Genomic DNA, 20,384 nt, shown 5'->3' on the forward strand with positions numbered 1-20,384 from the left:
GCGCCACCGGCGTCCCGGGACCAGGATCGGTACATGCTGTGGTCCGACCCGAAGAACGAGCCGCCCGAGGACATGCGCGAAGCCCAGGCGATGATCCGCCGGCTGACCGTCGTCCTGGTGATCGCGATGCTGGTGGTCGTCTACGTGCTCGGGATCTGACGCCGGCTCCGCCGGTCCCTACGATGGGCCGCATGACTGACCAGCCTTCGCCGCGCTCCCTGGTGCTCGCCTCCGCCTCCCCCGCCCGCCTCAACCTGCTCCGGCAGGCCGGCCTCGCCCCGCACGTGATCGTGAGCGGGGTCGACGAGGACGCGCTCAGCGCGGACTCGCCGGCCGAGCTGGCCCTCGTGCTCGCCGAGGCCAAGGCGGCCGTGGTGGCCGCTCTGGACGAGGCCGCGGGCGCGCTCGTGATCGGCTGCGACTCGGTCCTGGAACTGGACGGCGAGGCGCTCGGCAAGCCCGCGGACGCCGAGGAGGCCACGGCCCGCTGGAAGGCCATGCGGGGCCGCAGCGGCGTCCTGCGCACCGGCCACTGCGTGATCGACACCGCGAGCGGCCGCCAGGTCTCCGCAACGGCGTCCACGACGGTCCGCTTCGGCGAGCCGACCGACGCCGAGGTCGCGGCGTACGTGGCGAGCGGCGAACCGCTGCACGTGGCGGGCGCGTTCACCCTGGACGGCCTGTCGTCGCCGTTCATCGACGGGATCGACGGCGATCACGGCAACGTCATCGGCATCTCCATGCCGCTGCTGCGCTCGCTCCTGGGCGAACTGGGCGTGTCCGTCACCGACCTCTGGGCCTGAGCCCGGCGCCCCCGCGGCGGGCGCTGTGCCGCGGCCGGCGGGCGCTGTGCCGCGGCCGGCGGGCGCTACGCGGTGGCGGGCGGCGGGAGTTTGTCCGGCACCGCGTCCCCGGGGGCGCCCGCGGACGCGGACGAGACCTTCGCGTACATCGTCAGGCCCAGGACGACCAGGGCGAGGACCAGCACCATGAAGGCGAAGCCGTGCCAGCCGACCAGGCCGACCGCGAGGGCGCCGAGCACCGTGTGGGTGACGGCGCAGGTGATGAGGAGTACGCGGGCGAAGCCGCCCGGCGCGCGGTCGCGGAGCGCGGCGCGCAGCAGGACGGTGCCGCAGCAGGCGAGGTAGCCGCCCATGGCGGCACCGAGCACGTAGGTCGTCGTGACCATGACATCCGGATCGACGCCCGCGATCGACATCGACTGGCGCCTGGTGACCGTGCCCAGCACGTGGTTGACGAGCACGAAGCCGAGGGCTTCGAGGAAGAGCAGGGCCGCGGCCACCCCGGCCACGAGTCTTCGCGCCACAACGCCCCCGTCTCCGCCGCAAGCACGTCCGAAGTGTTCGACCCCCGGAGGCTACTAACGAGTAAACCCAGGGACAAGAGGTGCGGGCGGCTTCGTTACGACCACCCCCGCAGGGCAAAGAAACATTCGCCCATTCGTAGGGACTCGACAAAGAAACCCGGTGGGCCGATGAGCCCGTGGACAGAGACCTTGGACACAGGACGGGGTTACTGTGCAGTCGGGGATTCCCCTGGTCCACGGCGCCACAAGGGTTTTCGGGTCTGGTGCACGACGCGCATCACGCTCTGTGTGGGCAAGGTCACCTCCGGGGACGGGTCGAAAGGCCGTGTCGGCAGTCCCTAAACTCAGCTTGTTTCAAGGAGGGAGCCATCGTGCGCAAGGTGCTCATCGCCAACCGTGGCGAAATCGCTGTCCGCGTTGCCCGGGCCTGCCGGGATGCCGGGATCGCGAGCGTAGCCGTCTACGCAGACCCGGACCGGGACGCTCTGCACGTCCGCGCGGCAGACGAGGCGTTCGCCCTGGGCGGTGACACTCCGGCCGCCAGCTACCTGGACATCTCCAAGGTCCTCCAGGCAGCTGCCGACTCCGGTGCCGACGCCATCCACCCCGGGTACGGCTTCCTGTCGGAGAACGCCGACTTCGCCCAGGCCGTCATCGACGCAGGACTGACCTGGATCGGCCCGCCGCCGCAGGCCATCCGCGATCTCGGCGACAAGGTGGCGGCCCGTCACATCGCCCAGCGCGCAGGTGCCCCGCTCGTCGCGGGCACTCCCGACCCCGTATCCGGAGCCGACGAAGTCGTCGCCTTCGCCCGGGAACACGGCCTGCCCATCGCCATCAAGGCGGCCTTCGGCGGCGGCGGCCGCGGCCTCAAGGTCGCCCGCACCCTCGAAGAAGTCCCCGAGCTCTACGACTCCGCGGTCCGCGAGGCCGTCGCCGCCTTCGGCCGCGGCGAGTGCTTCGTCGAGCGCTACCTCGACAAGCCCCGGCACGTCGAGACCCAGTGCCTCGCCGACAGCCACGGCAACGTCGTCGTCGTCTCCACCCGCGACTGCTCCCTGCAGCGCCGCCACCAGAAGCTGGTGGAGGAGGCCCCGGCGCCGTTCCTCTCCGAGGAGCAGAACGCCGAGCTGTACGCCGCCTCCAAGGCCATCCTCAAGGAAGCCGGCTACGTCGGCGCCGGCACCGTCGAGTTCCTCGTCGGCACCGACGGCACCATCTCCTTCCTCGAGGTCAACACCCGCCTCCAGGTCGAGCACCCGGTCACCGAAGAGGTCACCGGCATCGACCTCGTCCGCGAGATGTTCCGCATCGCCGACGGCGAAGCCCTCGGCTACGACGACCCGGTCCTGCGCGGACACTCCTTCGAGTTCCGCATCAACGGCGAGGACCCCGGCCGCGGCTTCCTGCCCGCGCCCGGCACCGTCACGCTCTTCAGCCCGCCCACCGGCCCCGGCGTCCGCCTCGACGCGGGCGTCGAGACCGGCTCGGTCATCGGCCCGGCCTGGGACTCCCTCCTCGCCAAGCTGATCGTCACCGGCGCCACGCGCGAACAGGCCCTCCAGCGCGCCGCCCGCGCGCTCGCCGAGTTCACGGTCGAGGGCATGGCCACCGCCATCCCCTTCCACCGCGCCGTGGTCGCCGACCCCGCCTTCGCACCCACCGACGGCACCCCGTTCAAGGTCCACACCCGCTGGATCGAGACCGAGTTCGTCAACGACATCCCCGCCTTCGCGGCCCCCGCGACCGAGGACATCGAGGACGAGCCCGGCCGCGAGACCGTGGTCGTCGAGGTCGGCGGCAAGCGCCTGGAAGTCTCGCTGCCGTCCTCGCTCGGCATGACGCTGGCCCGTACCGCCGCCGCCGGCGGCGCCAAGCCCAAGCGCCGCGCCGCCAAGAAGTCCGGCCCCGCCGCGTCCGGCGACACCCTGGCCTCTCCCATGCAGGGCACGATCGTCAAGATCGCCGTCGAGGAGGGCCAGCAGGTCGAGGAGGGCGACCTCGTCGTCGTCCTCGAGGCCATGAAGATGGAGCAGCCGCTCAACGCCCACCGTTCCGGCACCATCGTGGGCCTGAACGCCGAGGTCGGCGCCTCCATCACCTCCGGCGCCACCATCTGCGAAATCAAGGACAACTGACCTCCGCAGACACGGCACGCAGCACGCGAAGGCCCCGCCCGGTCGTTCTTCCGGGCGGGGCCTTCGCGTTCACGGCTGCCGTGGTGCCTGTTAACGCCGTCACCGCCGCCTCATGTCGGCCACCCGGGCCCGCTCGCCCTGGTCCACCAGTGCGGCGGCCCGCAGCTGGGAAGCCGTACCGGCACGGCGCTGTACGGGCAGCGGGGACTCCCGCCGCGGGGGCCTGCGCCCGCCGTTCAGCCCGTCACCGCCGGCGCCCGGCATTCCCGAGCTCGCCACGGTGATCTGCACCCCCTGGTCGGCGAGCGCCTGGAGCTCGGTCTGCGAGCGGTCGTCGTGCGGTGGCGGCTCGTCGGTGACCAGGCGGGTGATCACGTCCGTCGGCACGGTCTGGAACATGGTGTCGGTGCCGAGCTTGGTGTGGTCCGCGAGGACCACCACCTCGGCGGCCGCCTGCACCAGGGCCCGGTCCACGCTCGCCGAGAGCATGTTGGACGTGGACAGCCCGCGCTCCGCGGTCAGGCCGCTGCCGGACAGGAACGCCCGGGAGACCCGCAGTCCCTGGAGGGACTGCTCGGCCCCGCTGCCGACGAGTGCGTAGTTCGAACCGCGTAGAGTGCCGCCCGTCATCACCACTTCGACGCGGTTGGCGTGGGCCAGCGCCTGGGCAACCAGCAGGGAGTTGGTGACGACGGTCAGTCCGGGCACCCGGGCGAGCCGGCGGGCCAGCTCCTGGGTCGTGGTGCCCGCGCCGACGACGACGGCCTCGCCTTCTTCGACGAGGCCGGCCGCGACATCGGCAATGGCGGTCTTCTCCGCCGTCGCGAGATGGGACTTTTGCGGAAAGCCGGACTCCCGCGTGAAACCGCCCGGCAAGACCGCACCGCCATGCCGGCGGTCGAGGAGTCCTTCTGCCTCCAGTGCCCGCACGTCCCGCCGTACGGTCACTTCGGAGGTCTGGACGACGCGGGCGAGCTCACGGAGCGAAACCGCTCCGTTGGCCCGCACCATTTCGAGAATCAATTGGCGACGTTCTGCAGCGAACACGAAACTGACAGTAACCCCAACGACCGTCTTCTTTCAGCTCCATGCGCTGATATTCCGAAGTTGTTCGCATGGTGGGGCGAGTAGTGGTATACGCGCCGTCCGGGCCCCGCGGTTGCCCCGCAGGTGCCCGGTACCCCGCCCCAATGCCCTTCCGGTCAGAGGCGGTTAGCGACCGTCAGGCCTCGCCCGACGACTTTCGGGTGTGCAGCTGACGTGCAACTTCCGCGATCGAACCGGACAAAGAGGGGTACACCGTGAACGCGTTTGCGATCTGCTCGACGGTCAGGTTGTTGTCGACCGCGATCGAGATGGGGTGGATCAGCTCGCTGGCGCGCGGCGAGACGACCACGCCGCCGACCACGATGCCGGTACCGGGGCGGCAGAACAGCTTCACGAAGCCGTCCCGGATGCCCTGCATCTTGGCGCGCGGGTTGCGCAGCAGCGGGAGCTTCACGACCCGGGCGTCGATCTTGCCCGCGTCCACGTCCGCCTGCGTGTAGCCGACGGTCGCGATCTCGGGGTCCGTGAAGACGTTGGACGAGACGGTCTTCAGGTTCAGCGGAGTCACCGCGTCGCCGAGGAAGTGGTACATCGCGATGCGGCCCTGCATGGCGGCGACCGAGGCGAGCGCGAAGATGCCCGTCACGTCGCCGGCCGCGTACACGCCGGGCGCGGAGGTGCGGGAGACCTTGTCCGTCCAGATGTGGCCGGAGTCCTTCAGCCGGACCCCGGACTCCTCCAGGTTCATGTTCGCGGTGTTCGGGATCGCGCCGACCGCCATCAGGCAGTGCGTACCGGAGATGACCCGGCCGTCCGCGAGCGTGACCTCGACCCGGTCGCCGACGCGCTTGGCGGACTCGGCACGGGCCCGGGAGATGACGTTCATGCCGCGGCGGCGGAAGACGTCCTCCAGGACGGCCGCCGCGTCGGGGTCCTCGCCCGGAAGGACGCGGTCGCGGGAGGACACCAGGGTCACCCGGGAGCCCAGGGCCTGGTAGGCGCCGGCGAACTCCGCACCGGTCACACCGGAGCCGACCACGATGAGCTCCTCGGGGAGCTCCTCCAGGTCGTAGACCTGGGTCCAGTTCAGGATCCGCTCGCCGTCGGGCTGGGCGTCGGGGATCTCGCGGGGGTGACCGCCGGTCGCGATCAGCACCGCCTCCGCGGTCAGGATCGTCTCGGTGCCGTCGGCGGCCGTGACGATGACGTCGCGCGTGCCGTCGATGCCCTGCGGGCCGCCGAGCTTGCCGCGGCCGCGCATGACGCGGGCGCCGGCGCGGGTCACGGACGCGGTGATGTCGTGCGACTGGGCGAGCGCGAGGCGCTTCACCCGTCGGTTGACCTTGCCGAGGTCCACGCCGACGACCCGGGCGGCCTGCTCCAGGTGAGGGGTGTCGTCCGCGACGATGATGCCCAGTTCCTCGTACGAACTGTCGAAGTTGGTCATCACCTCGGCCGTCGCGATGAGGGTCTTCGACGGTACGCAGTCGGTCAGCACCGACGCTCCGCCCAGACCGTCGCAGTCGACGACGGTCACCTCCGCGCCGAGCTGGGCCCCCACGAGGGCCGCCTCATACCCGCCGGGTCCGCCGCCGATGATCACGATCCGGGTCACGAAAAGTCCGCCTCACGTCTACCCGGCCGGCTGCCGCCCCGGCCGGTGGTCCGGGGGGTGTCCCCGGGGGATGCATTCCGTACGCCATTGTCCCGCACGCGCCAAGGTGCTCCACTCCAGGCCCGCCGATCCGGTAGGACCACCACGCCCGACCCTCCCGTACCCTCGATCCCATGTCGCTCTACGCCGCGTACGCCGGCAACCTCGACCCGCGGCTGATGACGCGCCGCGCCCCGCATTCCCCGCTGCGCGGCACCGGCTGGATCAACGACTGGCGGCTGACCTTCGGCGGCGAGCAGATGGGCTGGGAGGGCGCCCTCTCCACGATCGTGGAAGCCCCCCGCTCCCAGGTCTTCGTCGCCCTCTACGACATCGCTCCGCTGGACGAGGACTCCATGGACCGGTGGGAGGGCGTGGGCCTGGACATCTACCGCCGGATGCGGATCAGGGTGCACACGCTGGACGGCGAGGAGGCGGCCTGGTGCTACGTCCTCAACGGCTACGAGGGCGGTCTGCCCTCGGCCCGCTACCTGGGCGAGCTCGCCGACGCGGCCGAGTCCGCCGGCGCCCCGCACGACTACGTGATGGAACTGCGCAAGCGCCCCTGCTGAGCTGCGCCCCGGCGGGTCCCGCGAGGCCCCTTCCGCACCCCGCCGGGACATTTCGTCGGAAACGACAAGGCAACGATCCGAACACCGTGAGCTGTGCCATCTACGCGCGTAGGACTTGAGCGGTTACCCTCGTCCGCGTGAACGCATCTGCTACCGACCCCCACGCCTCCGCCGCTGCCGCCGCGGACCGCCTGCGTGAGCTCACCGGCGCCGAAACCCACGACGTCGCCCTCGTGATGGGCTCCGGCTGGGCCCCCGCCGCCGAAGCCCTCGGCGCCCCCGAGGCCGAGTTCCTCATCACCGAGCTCCCCGGCTTCCCGCCCGCCGCCGTCCAGGGCCACGGCGGCAAGGTCCGCTCGTACAAGATCGGCGAGAAGCGCGCGCTGGTCTTCCTCGGCCGGACCCACTACTACGAGGGCCGCGGCGTCGCCGCCGTCGCCCACGGTGTCCGCACCGCCGTCGCGGCTGGCTGCAAGACCGTCGTCCTCACCAACGGCTGCGGCGGTCTGCGCGAGGGCATGCGCCCCGGCCAGCCGGTCCTGATCAGCGACCACATCAACCTCACCGCCACCTCGCCCATCATCGGCGCGAACTTCGTGGACCTCACCGACCTGTACTCGCCGCGCCTGCGCGCGATGTGCAAGGAGATCGACGAGACCCTCGAAGAGGGCGTGTACGTGCAGTTCCCCGGCCCCCACTACGAGACCCCCGCCGAGATCAACATGATCCGCGTCATGGGCGCCGACCTGGTGGGCATGTCCACGGTCCTGGAGGCCATCGCGGCCCGTGAGGCCGGTGCCGAGGTCCTGGGCATCTCCCTGGTCACCAACCTGGCCGCGGGCCTGTCCGGCGAGCCGCTGAACCACGAGGAGGTCCTCCAGGCGGGCCGCGACTCGGCCGCCCGCATGGGCGAGCTGCTGACCCGGGTCCTCGCCCGGATCTGAGCCGGACCACTCGTACGGAAAGGGAACCAGTGCAGGACGACCTGATCGCACGCGCCCGGGCCTGGCAGGCCGAGGACCCGGACCCGGAGACGGCCGCCGAGCTCGGCCGGCTCGTCGACGCCGCGGAGGCCGCCGACTCCGGGGCCGCCACCGAGCTGGCGGACCGGTTCGCCGGCACCCTGCAGTTCGGCACCGCCGGACTCCGCGGTGAGCTCGGCGCCGGCCCGATGCGGATGAACCGCTCCGTGGTCATCCGCGCCGCCGCCGGCCTCGCGGCCTACCTGAAGGCCAAGGGCCACGACGGCGGGCTCGTCGTCGTCGGGTACGACGCCCGCTACAAGTCCGCGGACTTCGCCCGCGACACGGCCGCCGTGATGACGGGTGCCGGACTGCGCGCCGCCGTCCTGCCCCGACCGCTGCCCACCCCGGTGCTCGCCTACGCGATAAGGCACCTCGGTGCCGTCGCGGGCGTGGAGGTCACGGCCAGCCACAACCCGCCGCGGGACAACGGCTACAAGGTCTACCTGGGCGACGGCTCGCAGATCGTCTCCCCGGCGGACGCGGAGATCGCGGCCGAGATCGCGTCGATCGGCGCGCTCGCGGACGTACCCCGCCCCGCCGAAGGCTGGGAGGACCTCGGCGACGAGGTCCTGGAGGCGTACCTGGCCCGTACGGACGCCGTCCTGACCCCGGGCTCCCCGCGCGGCGTGCGGACCGTCTACACGGCCATGCACGGCGTCGGCAAGGACGTCGTCCTGGCGGCCTTCGCACGCGCCGGCTTCCCGGCGCCCGTGCTGGTGGCGGAACAGGCCGAGCCGGACCCCGCCTTCCCGACGGTGGCCTTCCCCAACCCGGAGGAGCCGGGGGCCATGGACCTGGCCTTCGCGACCGCCGCCGCCGCGGGGCCGGACATCGTCATCGCCAACGACCCCGACGCCGACCGCTGCGCGGTGGCCGTCCCGGACGACTCCCTGGCGGGCGGCTGGCGGATGCTGCGCGGCGACGAGGTGGGTGCGCTGCTGGCCGCCCACCTGGTCCACAAGGGCGTCTCGGGCGTCTTCGCCGAGTCGATCGTGTCCTCGTCCCTCCTCGGCCGCATCGCCGAGGCCGCGGGCCTGGGCTACGAGGAAACCCTGACGGGCTTCAAGTGGATCTCCCGCGTGGAGGGCCTGCGGTACGGCTACGAGGAAGCGCTCGGCTACTGCGTCGACCCCGAGGGCGTCCGCGACAAGGACGGCATCACGGCGGCGCTGCTGGTCGCCGAGCTGGCCTCCGTGCTCAAGGAGCAGGGCCGTACGCTCTCCGACCTGCTGGACGACCTGGCGATGGCCCACGGCCTGCACGCCACCGACCAGCTGTCGGTCCGGGTCCAGGACCTGTCGGTCATCGCCGACGCGATGCGGGCGCTGCGCGAGCAGCCCCCGGTCACGCTGGCGGGGCTGCGCGTGGTCTCGGCGGAGGACCTCTCCGAGGGCACCGAGGCGCTGCCGCCCACCGACGGCCTGCGCTACTACCTGGACGGCGACTACAAGGCCCGGGTGATCGTCCGCCCGAGCGGCACCGAGCCCAAGCTCAAGTGCTACCTGGAAGTCGTGGTCCCGGTGGCCGACGCCTCGGACCTCGCCCCGGCCCGGGTCCGCGGCCAGGAAGTCCTCGACGCGGTGAAGAAGGACCTGGCGGCCGCCGCCGGAATCTGACGTTCCCGCCTGCGGCACCGCGCAACACGGGAAGGGCCCCCGGACCGAGTGGTCCGGGGGCCCTTCCCGTGTTGTGCTCGTAAGGGGACACACAGGGACGGAGGCAGAACCATGACCAAGAACCTGCGGGCCAGGGACATGATGACCGCCGGAGTGCAGTGCGTGGGCGAGCACCAGTCGCTGCTGGAGGCCTCGCGCATGATGCGGGACCTCAACGTCGGCTGTCTGCCCATCTGCGGGGACGACGAACGCCTCAAGGGCATGATCACCGACCGCGACATCGTGGTGAAGTGCTGCGCCGAGGGACTCAACCCGGCCGACATGGAAGCCGGTTCGCTGGGCGGCGCCCTGCACTGGGTGGACGCGGAAGCCGATGCGAACGAAGCGGTCGACACGATGGAGGTCCACCAGATCAAGCGTCTGCCCGTGATCGACGTCGTCAACGGCCACCGCCTCGTCGGCATGATCACCGAGGCGAACCTCGCCAAGAACCTGAGCGACGAGGAGATCGCCGAGTTCGCCGTACGCGTCTACGCGGCGAACTGACACCGGCTAGCCCTGCGGGGGCTCCGGCTTGAGGATCGCGAAGGCCGCTCCGAACGGGTCGGCGAGCAGCGCCATCCGCCCCACGCCCTCCATGGAGGCGGCGGGCATGACCACCGACCCGCCGGCGCCCTCCGTCTTCGCGACGGCCGCGTCGGCGTCGGCCACGGCGAAGTACGGGATCCAGCGGTGCACCGGCTGTCCGCCGCCCATCTCCGCCGGAGCCACCCCGCCGAAGGAGGCGTCCTCCTGGTCGCCCCCGGCCGTGGACAGCACGGTGTACGACATCCCGCCACCGGGCACCGGCATGTCCGCGGCCCGCCAGCCGAACAGACCGCTGTAGAAGGCCGTCGAGGCCGCGGGATCCGCGGCCATCAGCTCCACCCACACGAGCGTGTCGTCCTGCGAGGTCCGCCCCAGGCCCTTGGTGCGGCCGGGCTCCCAGACCGCGAACTCCGCGCCGTCCGGGTCGGTGTACGCCGCGAGCCTGCCCTCCCCCATGACGTCCATGGGCTCCATCCGGACCCGCCCGCCGCCGTCGCGCACGCCCTGCGTGGTCGCGTCCGCGTCCCCGGTGCAGAAGTACACGGTCCAGGCGGACTGCGCGCCCTCCTCGGTCAGCGGGCCCAGCGCGGCGACGGTCTCGCCGCTCTGCCGGAAGAACGCGTACCCGCCGGCCTCGGGCCCGGCGGACTCCAGCTCCCAGCCGAAGACCGCGCGGTAGAACGCGGCCGCGGCGGCGGTGTCCGGGGTGCCGAGGTCGATCCAGTTCGGGGATCCGGTCACGAAGTCGGTGCTGAGCATGTGCGGGGCCCTTGTCTGTGCGCAGGTGGTGCGGCGGGCGGCAACCCGTACGAACAGCAGGCCCCGCGTTCCGCCTCGGCGCCCACCTTGGCGGATCGCCCCGGGCGGAGTCCCGCAGCCGCGCCGCCGTACGGCCGCGATTTCGGCCGGGCAGCGCCCGCGCCCTGCGCTCAGGAGGACGACGGGGAGGGGGAGCGGGTGACCCGGACGATCTCGCCGAGCGTCGGCACCGCCTCGGGCCGCGCCCGTACCGCCTCCGTGCACTCCCAGGCGCGCGGCGGGTCGGCGTCCGGACCGCCCAGCACCACGGGTCCCGTCGCGGGCGCCGCGGCGCTGCCCGCCAGGGTGCACACGATCTGCGCGAGGGCCAGCGGCGGCAGGTCCTCCGGCTTGCGGCTCAGCCGGAGCGTCCCGGCCGGGTCCCCGGCCCGCGGCGCCGACACGCCCAGCCCGGCGGGCACGCCGGTGGAGAAGCCCGCGTCGCGCTCGGCCGCCGAAGGCTGCCGCTCCAGCTCGCCGATCAGCGCCTGCGCCACCGGCACCTGCGCAGTGTCCGCGGGCCGCTTCTCCGATACGTGGATCACCCGCTGCACGCCGACGAGCTGCGATCCGCAGACCATCTCCACGTCGGCCCTGAAGCCGTCCACGGGGTCCACCGACGACTGCGCGGGGGTGTCGCAGGACACCCGCGACGGGGCCGCGCCCACGTCCACGGGCACGGTGGTCGCCCGGATCCCGCACCCGGTGGACAGCGCCACCGGCAGGAGGAGGGCGGCGGCCGCCCAGTGCGTTCTGATCATGCGCCCGCCTCCTCCGCGGTGAGGTCCGTCGGCAGGCTCAGCGTGAACAGGGCGCCGCCCTCGGGGGAGTTCTCCGCGGTGATGTCGCCGCCGTGGATGTGCGCGTTCTCCATGGCGATGGACAGGCCCAGCCCGCTGCCGTCCGAACGCGGCCGCGAGGCGCTCGCCTTGTAGAACCGGTCGAACACGTGCGGCAGTACGTCCTCCGGGATGCCGGGCCCGTTGTCCTTGACCGCGATCACCAGGGTTCCGTCCTCCGTGCGCACCGACACCCGTACCGGCGAGCCGCCGTGCTTGAGGGCGTTGCCGATCAGGTTGGCGAGGATGACGTCCAGGCGGCGCGGGTCCAGGCGCGCCACGATGCCGCGCTCGGCGTCCAGTTCGACGGCGTCGAGCCAGGCGCGCGCGTCGATGCAGGCGGTGACCTGGTCGGCGACGTCCACGTCGTCCAGCACCAGCCGGGCGGTGCCCGCGTCGAAGCGGGTGACCTCCATCAGGTTCTCGACGAGGATGTTGAGCCGTCGGGTCTCGCTGACGACCAGCTCCACGGCGGGGGCGATCATCGGGTCGAGTCCGTCGACCTCCTCCTCCAGCACCTCGGTGACCGCGGTCAGCGCGGTCAGCGGGGTCCGCAGCTCGTGCGACATGTCCGCGACGAACCGCCTGCTGGACTCCTCGCGGGCGCTCATGTCCGCGACCTTCTTCTCCAGCGCCTCGGCGGTCCGGTTGAACGTGCGCGAGAGGTCGGCGAGTTCGTCGGTGCCGGAGACGTCGAGCCGGGTGTCGAGCTCGCCCTCGCCGAGCCGGCGGGCCGCGTCGCCGAGGCGCTGGACGGGCTTGAGCACGGTGGTCGCCGCCGCCTGGGCGAGCAGCGCCGAGCCGAGCAGGGCGAGCGCCGTCGCGATGCACAGCGACCAGCCCAGCGCGTTGAGGTCCTCGCGCTCGGTCGCCAGGGACTTGTACATGTAGCCGGTCGGCCCGCCGCCCACGATCCGCGTCCCGCCCACCAGGTACGGGTTCCCGTCGGGCTTCGTCCGCTGCCAGTACATGTGGTACTCGGAGTCGTTGGCCGCGGTGACCTTCTGCCGGTCGTTCACGGCGTCCTGGAGGGACTTGGGCACGTCGGAGAGGCGGAAGGCGCCCTGTCCCGACGAGCCGAAGACCTTCCGGCCGTCCTTCTTCTCGTCCACGAGCAGCACGCTGTACCCGGGGCTGCTGCCGGCCATCAGCTCGGCCGTGCGCTGGAGCTCGTCCGGGGTGGGGTCGGCGGGCAGGGCGGCGGCCCGGTCCTGCATCTCCCGGCGGAAGTCCCCGAGCGCCGCGTCCTGGGTACGGCTGAGCACGGCCTCGCGGTTGAGCCAGTACGCGATGCCCGAGGCGGAGACCGCGGCGGTCAGCGCGACCAGCCCGAAGACGACTATGAGCCGCAGGCGCAGGCTGGTCCAGCGCCTGCCCGCGGGCCTGGAACGCTTCACTGCGGCGAGTCCAGGCGGTAGCCGACCCCGCGTACCGTACGGATCAGCGTCGGCGAGGACGGCACGTCCTCGACCTTCGCGCGCAGCCGCTGCACGCAGGCGTCCACGAGGCGCGAGTCGCCGAGGTAGTCGTGCTCCCACACCAGGCGCAGCAGCTGCTGCCGCGAGAGCGCCTGGCCGGGCCGGCGGCTCAGTTCCAGCAGCAGGCGCAGCTCGGTCGGGGTGAGCTGGAGGTCCTCGCCGTTCTTGGTGACCGTCATCGCGGAGCGGTCGATCACCAGCGAGCCGAAAGCGGCGGAGTCGCTGGCCTCGCGCTCGCCGCGGCGCAGCACGGCCCGGATCCGGGCGTCGAGCACCCGGCCCTGGACGGGCTTGACCACGTAGTCGTCGGCCCCGGACTCCAGGCCCACCACCACGTCGATGTCGTCGTTGCGCGCGGTCAGCAGGATGATCGGCAGCTGGTCGGTGCGGCGGATCCGGCGGCACACCTCGAAGCCGTCGATCCCGGGCAGCATCACGTCCAGCACGATCAGGTCCGGCCGCTGCTCCTTGAGCAGCTTGAGCCCGTCCTCGCCCGTCGCCGCGGTGGCCACACGGTGGCCCTGACGGGACAGGGAGAGTTCGAGCGCCGTGCGGATGGCGTCGTCGTCCTCGATCAGCAACAGGAAAGGCACGCGCACATTCTGTCCCATGGCCGCCCCGGCGGGGGCAGGGGCGGCCATGTCCGTGACCCCAGGTGGCTGTGACAGGGCTGTGACAGTCGGCGGACACCCCGGTTAAGTCCGGCGGGCAGTCTTCTCCACATCGGAAACAACGGACCGAGCCAGACTCCACGACGGGGGGCGCGAGATGAACACGCTGCACAGCACCAGCACCAGCGCGGTTGTCACGCGGCTGCACGATGTGAACCGCCGGGCGGGTGTCCGTAACGTTCCGGTCGCCCGGCCGCGTGCGGCACACGTGGTGGCCATCGACGCCAACGCGTACGGCGTGCCCGCACAGCGGACGCCGTCCTCCTCCTCGGAGGCGGAGTTCACGGCGTACGTCCAGGAGCGCCGCGCCGCCCTCTTCGCGACGGCGTACCACCTGACCGGAGACCGGTTCGAGGCCGAGGACCTGCTGCAGAGCGCGCTGTTCTCGACGTACCGCGCCTGGGACCGGATCAGCGACAAGGCGGCCGTCGGCGGCTACCTGCGCCGGACCATGACCAACCTGCACATCAGCGCCTGGCGTCGGCGCAAGCTGAACGAGTACCCGACCGAGGAGCTGCCGGAGACGGTCGGCGAGACGGACGCGATGCGCGGCACGGAGCTGCGCGCGGTGCTGTGGCAGGCGCTGGCGAAGCTGCCCGAGCCGCAGCGCACGATGCTGGTGCTGCGCTACTACGAGGGCCGTACCGACCCTGAGATCGCCGAGATCCTGGACATCAGCGTCGGCACCGTGAAGTCGAGCATCTGGCGCTCGCTGCGCCGCCTGCGCGACGACGAGGCGCTGAGCTTCGGCGAGACCGAGGCGGAGTCGTTCGGGGAGCTGGTCGCCTGACGGCGGCCCAACCAGCCACGCGGCCGCGGGGGCCCGTCTTGCGGGGGTGAGACGGGGGCCATGGGGAGGGGAGGGCGGGACCGAAGCGGCCGGGGGGTCCGCGACGGTCCCGCCTTCTCGCGTGTCCGGGTCCGCGTGTCCGAGTCCGCGTCAGGCGGCTGCGCCGGCCTTGGCGGTGCGGTAGCGGCCCGCTGCGGCGGCGGCCAGCCGTCCCAGTGCCTCGTCGCGGCCGCAGGCGTACGCGCCCAGGGCGGTGTGGCGGGCCACGATGCCGCGCTCGGCGCGCATCAGGCGCCAGCCGCGGCGCAGCAGGAACAGGACGGACTTGCGGCCCTCGCGCAGATCGCGGGCGAGGCGGCGCCGGAAGGTCGTCGACGGGCGGCCGCGCAGGCAGATCGCGTCGGCGAGCAGGCCGAGTTCCTGGCAGCGGGCGGCGATGTCCGCGGCGAAGATGCCCTCGGCGATGAACAGCGGGGTGCGGGAGATGTCGAGGGTCTCCGTGCCCGTCCGGGAGCTGGTCGCGATGTCGTACACGGGCACTTCGGTGCGTCCGGTGCGGCAGAGTGCGGCGACGGCCGCGACGGCGGTGTCGGCGTCCCAGGACAGCGGGGAGTCCCAGTCGGTGTCGGAGCTGCCCTCGACCCGTGGCAGGGAGGGGTCGTCGCCCTCCTTGTAGAAGTCGTCGAGACGCAGCACGGGCAGGCCGCTGCGGGCGGCCAGCGAGGACTTACCGGAGCCCGAGGGGCCCGTCAGCAGGACGACGCGCGTGGGAAGAGGAGATGAACAGCTCACGGAACACCAGTGTGAGGCATTCCCCCGCGCAGGGGACCCACTGAAGGCCCCGTTGGTATTCAGGATCACATCTCAACTACGCTGCGTGTGCATTCGGTTACCGGCTAGCGACCCAGGCGGGATCCCATGGCACGTCATTCACTCCCCGGCAGCACCCGGCGCACCCTGCGCAACGCGGGCCTGACGCTCTCGATGGCGGGTGCCGCCCTGGCGGCGGCCGCCGGCGGCGCGCACGCGGGCGACATCTCCGTCCCGCACGCGCTCGGGGGCGCGCTCGGCCCGGTGGCGAACCTCCAGGTCGACCCGCTGGCCAACACCGGCGTCGACCCGCTGGACAACGGCCTCGGCACGAAGGTCGCGGACTTCCCGGCGATCAGCACCACCGCCGTGACGGACACCGTCACGAAGGGCGCGAAGGTCGGGGAGCTGCCCGGGGTGGCGCTGGTCGCCCCGCTGCTGCCGCGCCTGCCCGAGTAGGCGGGCGCACGGGAAAGCCCCCGGCCGTGTGCGGGACGGCCGGGGACTTCTGCGCGGCTCGGACCGGTCGGTCCGGGCCGGTCGGGTCGCCTGGGGTCAGTAGGACGAGCCCGACGCGCCCAGCGAGCCCGTGGGGTGCCAGACGGTCTTGGTCTCCAGGAACGCCGTCATGCGGTGCGTGCCCGGGTCGGCGCTCCAGTCGTCCACAGGCTGTGGACGCAGGACGCGCTTCAGGTTGTCGGCCGCGGCGATCTCCAGCTCCTTGGCCAGCTGCGCGTCCGCGCCGGCCAGGTCGATCGCGTTGACGTCCTGGTGGGCCGCGAGGTGCGGGCCCATCTCGCCGGCCTTGCCGGACAGGATGTTGACCACGCCGCCGGGCAGGTCGGAGGTGGCGAGCACCTCGCCCAGGGAGAGGGCCGGCAGCGGCGCCTGCTCGCTGGCGATGACCACGGCGGTGTTGCCGGTGGCGATCACCGGGGCGATCACCGAGACCAGGCCGAGGAACGACGACTCCTGCGGGGCGACGACGGCGACGACACCGGTCGGCTCCGGGGTGGAGAGGTTGAAGAACGGGCCCGCGACCGGGTTGGCCCCGCCCACGATCTGGCCGATCTTGTCGGTCCAGCCGGCGTACCAGACCCAGCGGTCGATCGCGGCGTCGACCACGGCCGCCGCCTTGGACTTGGACAGGCCCTCGGCCTCGCCGACCTCGCGGACGAACTGCTCCCGGCGGCCCTCCAGCATCTCGGCGATGCGGTAGAGGATCTGGCCGCGGTTGTACGCGGTCGCGCCCGACCAGCCGCCGAAGGCCTTGCGGGCCGCGACGACCGCGTCACGCGCGTCCTTGCGGGACGACAGGGGGGCGTTGGCCAGCCACTTGCCCTTGCCCGCCGCGCCAGCGGCTGATGTCTTCGCCGTCACCTCGTACACCCGGCCGCTCTCGGATCGCGGGAACTTGCCCCCGACGTACAGCTTGTAGGTCTTAAAGACGCTCAGTCGCTGCTCGGACTTCTCAGACATCGAGGTAAGCCTCCAGACCGTGGCGGCCGCCCTCGCGGCCGAAGCCCGACTCCTTGTAGCCGCCGAACGGCGAGGTCGGGTCGAACTTGTTGAACGTGTTGGCCCAGACGACACCCGCGCGGAGCTTGGACGCGACCGCGAGGATGCGCGAGCCCTTCTCGGTCCAGATGCCCGCCGACAGGCCGTACTGGCTGTTGTTGGCCTTGGCGACGGCCTCGTCCGGGGTACGGAACGTCAGCACGGACAGCACCGGGCCGAAGATCTCGTCGCGGGCGATGGTGTGCGCCTGGGTGACGTTCGTGAAGAGCGTCGGGGCGAACCAGTAGCCGGCGGACGGGATCTCACAGGCCGGCGACCAGCGCTCGGCACCCTCGGCCTCGCCCTGCGCGGCGAGCGTGGTGATCCGGGACAGCTGCTCGGCGGAGTTGATCGCGCCGATGTCGGTGTTCTTGTCCAGCGGGTCGCCCAGCCGCAGGGTGGACAGGCGGCGCTTGAGGGAGTCCAGCAGCTCGTCGTGGATCGACTCCTGGACCAGCAGGCGCGAGCCCGCGCAGCAGACCTGGCCCTGGTTGAAGAAGATGCCGGTGACGATGCCCTCGACGGCCTGGTCGATCGGGGCGTCGTCGAAGACGATGTTGGCGCCCTTGCCGCCCAGCTCCAGGGTGACCTTCTTGTCGGTCCCGGCGATCTGGCGGGCGATGGCCTTGCCGACCGCGGTCGAGCCGGTGAAGGCGACCTTGTTGACGTCCGGGTGCTCGACGAGCGCGGCACCCGTGTCGCCGTAGCCGGGGATGATGTTGACGACGCCCTTGGGCAGGCCGGCCTGGCGGCAGATGTCCGCGAAGAAGAGCGCGCTCAGCGGGGTGGTCTCCGCAGGCTTGAGGACCACGGTGTTGCCCGCGGCGAGGGCCGGGGCGATCTTCCAGGCCAGCATCAGCAGCGGGAAGTTCCACGGGATGACCTGGCCGGCGACACCGAGGGGCCGCGGGTTCGCGCCGTAGCCGGCGTGGTCGAGCTTGTCGGCCCAGCCCGCGTAGTAGAAGAAGTGCGCGGCGACCAGCGGGAGGTCCGCGTCACGGGTCTCCTTGATCGGCTTGCCGTTGTCCAGGGTCTCCAGGACGGCCAGCTCGCGGCTGCGCTCCTGGATGATCCGCGCGATGCGGAAGAGGTACTTGGCGCGCTCGGAGCCGGGCAGCGCGGACCACTTCTCGAACGCCTTGCGGGCGGCCTTGACGGCACGGTCGACGTCCGCGGCGCCCGCCTGGGCGACCTCGGCGAGGACCTCCTCGGAGGACGGCGAGACGGTCTTGAAGACCCGGCCGTCCGCGGCGTCGGTGAACTCGCCGTCGATGAACAGGCCGTAGGACGGCGCGATGTCGACGACCGAGCGGGACTCGGGAGCCGGTGCGTACTCGAATACGGATGCCATGATGATCAGTCCACCGTCACGTAGTCGGGACCGGAGTAACGCCCGGTGCTCAGCTTCTGGCGCTGCATGAGCAGGTCGTTCAGCAGGCTGGAGGCGCCGAACCGGAACCATTCGTTGGTCAGCCAGTCCTCGCCCGCGGTCTCGTTGACCAGGACCAGGAACTTGATCGCGTCCTTGGTGGTCCGGATGCCGCCGGCCGGCTTCACACCGATCTGGATTCCAGTCTGCGCCTTGAAGTCGCGGACGGCTTCGAGCATGAGCAGGGTGTTCGCGGGGGTCGCGTTGACACCCACCTTGCCGGTGGACGTCTTGATGAAGTCGGCGCCCGCGAGCATGCCGATCCAGGAGGCGCGGCGGATGTTGTCGTACGTCGACAGCTCGCCGGTCTCGAAGATGACCTTGAGGCGGGCGGCCGTGCCGTCTTCGCGGACGCAGGCCTCCTTCACGCTCTTGATCAGCTCGTACGTGTCCAGGTAGCGGCCGGCGAGGAAGGCGCCACGGTCGATGACCATGTCGATCTCGTCGGCGCCCGCGGCCACGGCGTCACGGGTGTCGGCCAGCTTGACCGGCAGCGCGGCGCGGCCGGCCGGGAAGGCGGTGGCGACCGAGGCGACCTTGACGTCGGCGCCGTTCAGGGCGGCCTTGGCCGTGGCCACCATGTCCGGGTAGACACAGACGGCGGCGGTCATCGGGGTCGTGCGGTCGGTCGGGTCGGGATTGACGGCCTTGGCGGCGAGCGCCCGGACCTTGCCCGGGGTGTCCGCGCCTTCCAGCGTCGTCAGGTCGATCATCGAGATGGCCAGGTCGATGGCGTAGGCCTTGGCCGTGGTCTTGATCGAGCGAGTGCCGAGCGCAGCCGCGCGAGCCTCCAGGCCGACGGCGTCGACGCCGGGCAGCCCGTGGAGGAAGCGGCGCAGTGCGCTGTCGGACGTCGTCACGTCAGCGAATGCGGGGGATGTGGTGGGCATGGTCACCAGATGAGCATATCTACGCGCGTAGCGACCTGTCACCCCCCACCGCTCGACCGAGCTGGACGTGACACATCTGTGACGGGAAGCGGATCAACCGGTCGTACAAGATCAATAGATTCGTTTCAGCAGCCCCGCCACCCTCACCGGATGAAAGCCCGACAGAGACCAACGCGGCATGCGGCTCTCCCACCCCTACCGAGACAATGCTCCAAGGAGTCGTTATGCGTACCGCCGTCCGTTCCTCGCTCGTCACCGCCGCCCTGGCCGGCGCCCTGCTGGCCCCCGCGGCCGGCGCGGTGTTCGCCGCCGCGCCGCAGACGGGCCCGGTCGCGCACGCCACGGTCTCGGTGGCCGCCGCCGGCGCCTCCGCCAAGGCGGACGACAGCCGCTACCTGGGCCAGGCCGTGGCGATCGGCAACGGAATCGTCGCGGTGCTGCGCAACAACGACGAGAGCGGACCGGAAGTCTGGCTGCGCTACGTCGGCCTGGACTGGACCCCCGGTGACACCTACATGGTGCACGTGGAGGGCCTGCTCGACTCCCGCCACCAGGCCAAGCGCCTGCACGGCATGAAGACGGCCCTCGTCAAGCTGCACTCCGCCCGGCCCGAGCTCAAGGTCACCAAGGACGGCAGCACCGAGGTCGCCACCTACAAGCTCCCGGTCCGCAACTCCGACCTGGGCCGCGGCTGCGTCTCGCAGATCGCCCGCAAGGACATCGGCGCGGGCATGTTCGCCGACCTCACCACCTCCCCCAAGGGCCCGCAGGCCGTGCTGCGCGAGTGGGCCACCCCCACGAAGGCCTTCGCGACGCTGAACCGCGCCCGCACCTCGCTGCCCGCCTCGTCCGGGATCACCGTCCGCATCCTGAAGGCGGACACGGCCAAGCCGGTCCTGGAGTGGAAGACGCAGGGCGGTGCCATGCCGTTCGGCCACGCGGGCTTCCCCAAGCTCCCCCAGGGCTGCACCCCCGCCGCGCGCTGATCCGCTCCCCCTCCCCACCTGTCCGATCCGTGGCGGGGGGGGGGGGGGGGGGGGGGGGGAGGGGGGGGGGGGGGGGGGGGGTGGGTGGGGTGGGGGGGGGGGGGGGGGGGCCGGCGCGGTGGCTTCCCCAGGTTGTGGACCCGCGCCAACGTCTCCTGGCCGCGGTAGT

The 20,384-nt window shown here is 71.9% G+C and carries 21 protein-coding genes; 10 read left to right on the forward strand and 11 right to left on the reverse strand.

Going from position 1 to position 20,384, the window contains the following annotated elements:
• Nucleotides 1–33: 33 nt before the first annotated feature.
• Entirely contained in the window at nucleotides 34–159 is a 126-nt protein-coding gene (gene mmpB / locus ACZ7H1_RS24560; protein WP_470789660.1) for a morphogenic membrane protein MmpB, read from the forward strand.
• Nucleotides 160–182: 23 nt separating this feature from the next.
• The gene (locus tag ACZ7H1_RS24565) at nucleotides 183–803 is read left to right on the forward strand and encodes a Maf family protein (protein ID WP_470789662.1); all 621 of its coding nucleotides are present in this window, start codon (nucleotides 183–185) and stop codon (nucleotides 801–803) included.
• A 65-nt stretch (nucleotides 804–868) separates the two neighbouring features.
• Here the strand turns inward: ACZ7H1_RS24565 and ACZ7H1_RS24570 are convergent, their stop codons facing one another.
• Nucleotides 869–1,327: a hypothetical protein gene (locus ACZ7H1_RS24570; RefSeq protein WP_470789664.1), complete on the reverse strand. Its 459-nt coding sequence runs from the start codon at nucleotides 1,325–1,327 to the stop codon at nucleotides 869–871.
• A gap of 371 nt (nucleotides 1,328–1,698) precedes the next feature.
• On the opposite strand from ACZ7H1_RS24570, the gene ACZ7H1_RS24575 reads away from it, so the two are divergent.
• The gene (locus ACZ7H1_RS24575; protein ID WP_470789666.1) at nucleotides 1,699–3,465 is read left to right on the forward strand and encodes an acetyl/propionyl/methylcrotonyl-CoA carboxylase subunit alpha; all 1,767 of its coding nucleotides are present in this window, start codon (nucleotides 1,699–1,701) and stop codon (nucleotides 3,463–3,465) included.
• A 99-nt stretch (nucleotides 3,466–3,564) separates the two neighbouring features.
• Here the strand turns inward: ACZ7H1_RS24575 and ACZ7H1_RS24580 are convergent, their stop codons facing one another.
• Nucleotides 3,565–4,512 carry a DeoR/GlpR family DNA-binding transcription regulator gene (locus ACZ7H1_RS24580; RefSeq protein ID WP_470789668.1) on the reverse strand — a complete coding sequence of 316 codons (948 nt, stop codon included), beginning with the start codon at nucleotides 4,510–4,512 and terminating at the stop codon, nucleotides 3,565–3,567.
• A gap of 175 nt (nucleotides 4,513–4,687) precedes the next feature.
• Nucleotides 4,688–6,127, reverse strand: a complete 1,440-nt coding sequence (locus ACZ7H1_RS24585) for an NAD(P)H-quinone dehydrogenase (RefSeq protein ID WP_470789670.1) — start codon at nucleotides 6,125–6,127, stop codon at nucleotides 4,688–4,690.
• A gap of 173 nt (nucleotides 6,128–6,300) precedes the next feature.
• Between ACZ7H1_RS24585 and ACZ7H1_RS24590 the strand changes: the two genes are divergently transcribed.
• The 4 genes from ACZ7H1_RS24590 (at nucleotide 6,301) to ACZ7H1_RS24605 (ending at nucleotide 9,925) form a co-directional block, all read left to right on the forward strand.
• The gene (locus ACZ7H1_RS24590) at nucleotides 6,301–6,738 is read left to right on the forward strand and encodes a gamma-glutamylcyclotransferase family protein (protein ID WP_470789672.1); all 438 of its coding nucleotides are present in this window, start codon (nucleotides 6,301–6,303) and stop codon (nucleotides 6,736–6,738) included.
• A 137-nt stretch (nucleotides 6,739–6,875) separates the two neighbouring features.
• A complete protein-coding gene (locus ACZ7H1_RS24595) occupies nucleotides 6,876–7,682 on the forward strand; it encodes a purine-nucleoside phosphorylase (protein WP_470789674.1) in 807 nt (268 codons plus the stop codon).
• Nucleotides 7,683–7,711: 29 nt separating this feature from the next.
• Nucleotides 7,712–9,379: a phospho-sugar mutase gene (locus ACZ7H1_RS24600; protein ID WP_470789676.1), complete on the forward strand. Its 1,668-nt coding sequence runs from the start codon at nucleotides 7,712–7,714 to the stop codon at nucleotides 9,377–9,379.
• Nucleotides 9,380–9,490: 111 nt separating this feature from the next.
• A complete protein-coding gene (locus ACZ7H1_RS24605; RefSeq protein WP_470789678.1) occupies nucleotides 9,491–9,925 on the forward strand; it encodes a CBS domain-containing protein in 435 nt (144 codons plus the stop codon).
• Between the two features lie 6 nt (nucleotides 9,926–9,931).
• Here ACZ7H1_RS24605 and ACZ7H1_RS24610 read toward each other — a convergent pair whose 3' ends face one another.
• The 4 genes from ACZ7H1_RS24610 to afsQ1 form a co-directional block, all read right to left on the reverse strand.
• Nucleotides 9,932–10,726, reverse strand: a complete 795-nt coding sequence (locus ACZ7H1_RS24610) for a VOC family protein (protein WP_470789680.1) — start codon at nucleotides 10,724–10,726, stop codon at nucleotides 9,932–9,934.
• A gap of 170 nt (nucleotides 10,727–10,896) precedes the next feature.
• Nucleotides 10,897–11,526 (reverse strand): hypothetical protein, encoded by a 630-nt coding sequence (locus tag ACZ7H1_RS24615; RefSeq protein WP_470789682.1) that lies wholly within the window; start codon nucleotides 11,524–11,526, stop codon nucleotides 10,897–10,899.
• Nucleotides 11,523–13,001: a sensor histidine kinase gene (locus tag ACZ7H1_RS24620; RefSeq protein WP_470789684.1), complete on the reverse strand. Its 1,479-nt coding sequence runs from the start codon at nucleotides 12,999–13,001 to the stop codon at nucleotides 11,523–11,525. Before ACZ7H1_RS24620 ends, ACZ7H1_RS24615 begins: the two co-directional genes overlap by 4 nt.
• Nucleotides 12,998–13,675, reverse strand: coding sequence for a two-component system response regulator AfsQ1 (gene afsQ1, locus ACZ7H1_RS24625; protein ID WP_470789686.1), 678 nt, complete (start codon nucleotides 13,673–13,675; stop codon nucleotides 12,998–13,000). Before afsQ1 ends, ACZ7H1_RS24620 begins: the two co-directional genes overlap by 4 nt.
• 175 nt (nucleotides 13,676–13,850) lie before the next feature.
• Between afsQ1 and ACZ7H1_RS24630 the strand changes: the two genes are divergently transcribed.
• Entirely contained in the window at nucleotides 13,851–14,543 is a 693-nt protein-coding gene (locus ACZ7H1_RS24630) for a SigE family RNA polymerase sigma factor (RefSeq protein ID WP_470789688.1), read from the forward strand.
• A gap of 150 nt (nucleotides 14,544–14,693) precedes the next feature.
• On the opposite strand, the gene ACZ7H1_RS24635 is transcribed toward ACZ7H1_RS24630, so the two are convergent.
• A complete protein-coding gene (locus ACZ7H1_RS24635) occupies nucleotides 14,694–15,404 on the reverse strand; it encodes a uridine kinase family protein (RefSeq protein ID WP_470789690.1) in 711 nt (236 codons plus the stop codon).
• 57 nt (nucleotides 15,405–15,461) lie between these two features.
• Here ACZ7H1_RS24635 and ACZ7H1_RS24640 point away from each other — a divergent pair, with 57 nt between their 5' ends.
• Nucleotides 15,462–15,812, forward strand: coding sequence for a hypothetical protein (locus ACZ7H1_RS24640; RefSeq protein ID WP_470789692.1), 351 nt, complete (start codon nucleotides 15,462–15,464; stop codon nucleotides 15,810–15,812).
• Nucleotides 15,813–15,908: 96 nt separating this feature from the next.
• Here the strand turns inward: ACZ7H1_RS24640 and ACZ7H1_RS24645 are convergent, their stop codons facing one another.
• The 3 genes from ACZ7H1_RS24645 to deoC are packed head-to-tail and all read right to left on the reverse strand — an operon-like array spanning nucleotide 15,909 to nucleotide 19,229.
• Nucleotides 15,909–16,832 (reverse strand): aldehyde dehydrogenase family protein, encoded by a 924-nt coding sequence (locus ACZ7H1_RS24645; RefSeq protein ID WP_470789694.1) that lies wholly within the window; start codon nucleotides 16,830–16,832, stop codon nucleotides 15,909–15,911.
• Entirely contained in the window at nucleotides 16,825–18,261 is a 1,437-nt protein-coding gene (locus ACZ7H1_RS24650) for an aldehyde dehydrogenase family protein (protein WP_470789696.1), read from the reverse strand. The genes ACZ7H1_RS24645 and ACZ7H1_RS24650 overlap by 8 nt, the downstream gene beginning before the upstream one ends.
• A gap of 5 nt (nucleotides 18,262–18,266) precedes the next feature.
• On the reverse strand, nucleotides 18,267–19,229 hold the full coding sequence (gene deoC / locus ACZ7H1_RS24655) for a deoxyribose-phosphate aldolase (RefSeq protein WP_470789765.1): 963 nt from the start codon (nucleotides 19,227–19,229) through the stop codon (nucleotides 18,267–18,269).
• Between the two features lie 224 nt (nucleotides 19,230–19,453).
• Between deoC and ACZ7H1_RS24660 the strand changes: the two genes are divergently transcribed.
• A complete protein-coding gene (locus ACZ7H1_RS24660) occupies nucleotides 19,454–20,215 on the forward strand; it encodes a hypothetical protein (protein WP_470789698.1) in 762 nt (253 codons plus the stop codon).
• Nucleotides 20,216–20,384 lie beyond the last annotated feature (169 nt).

This window comes from Streptomyces sp. NPDC037401, from assembly GCF_055602345.1.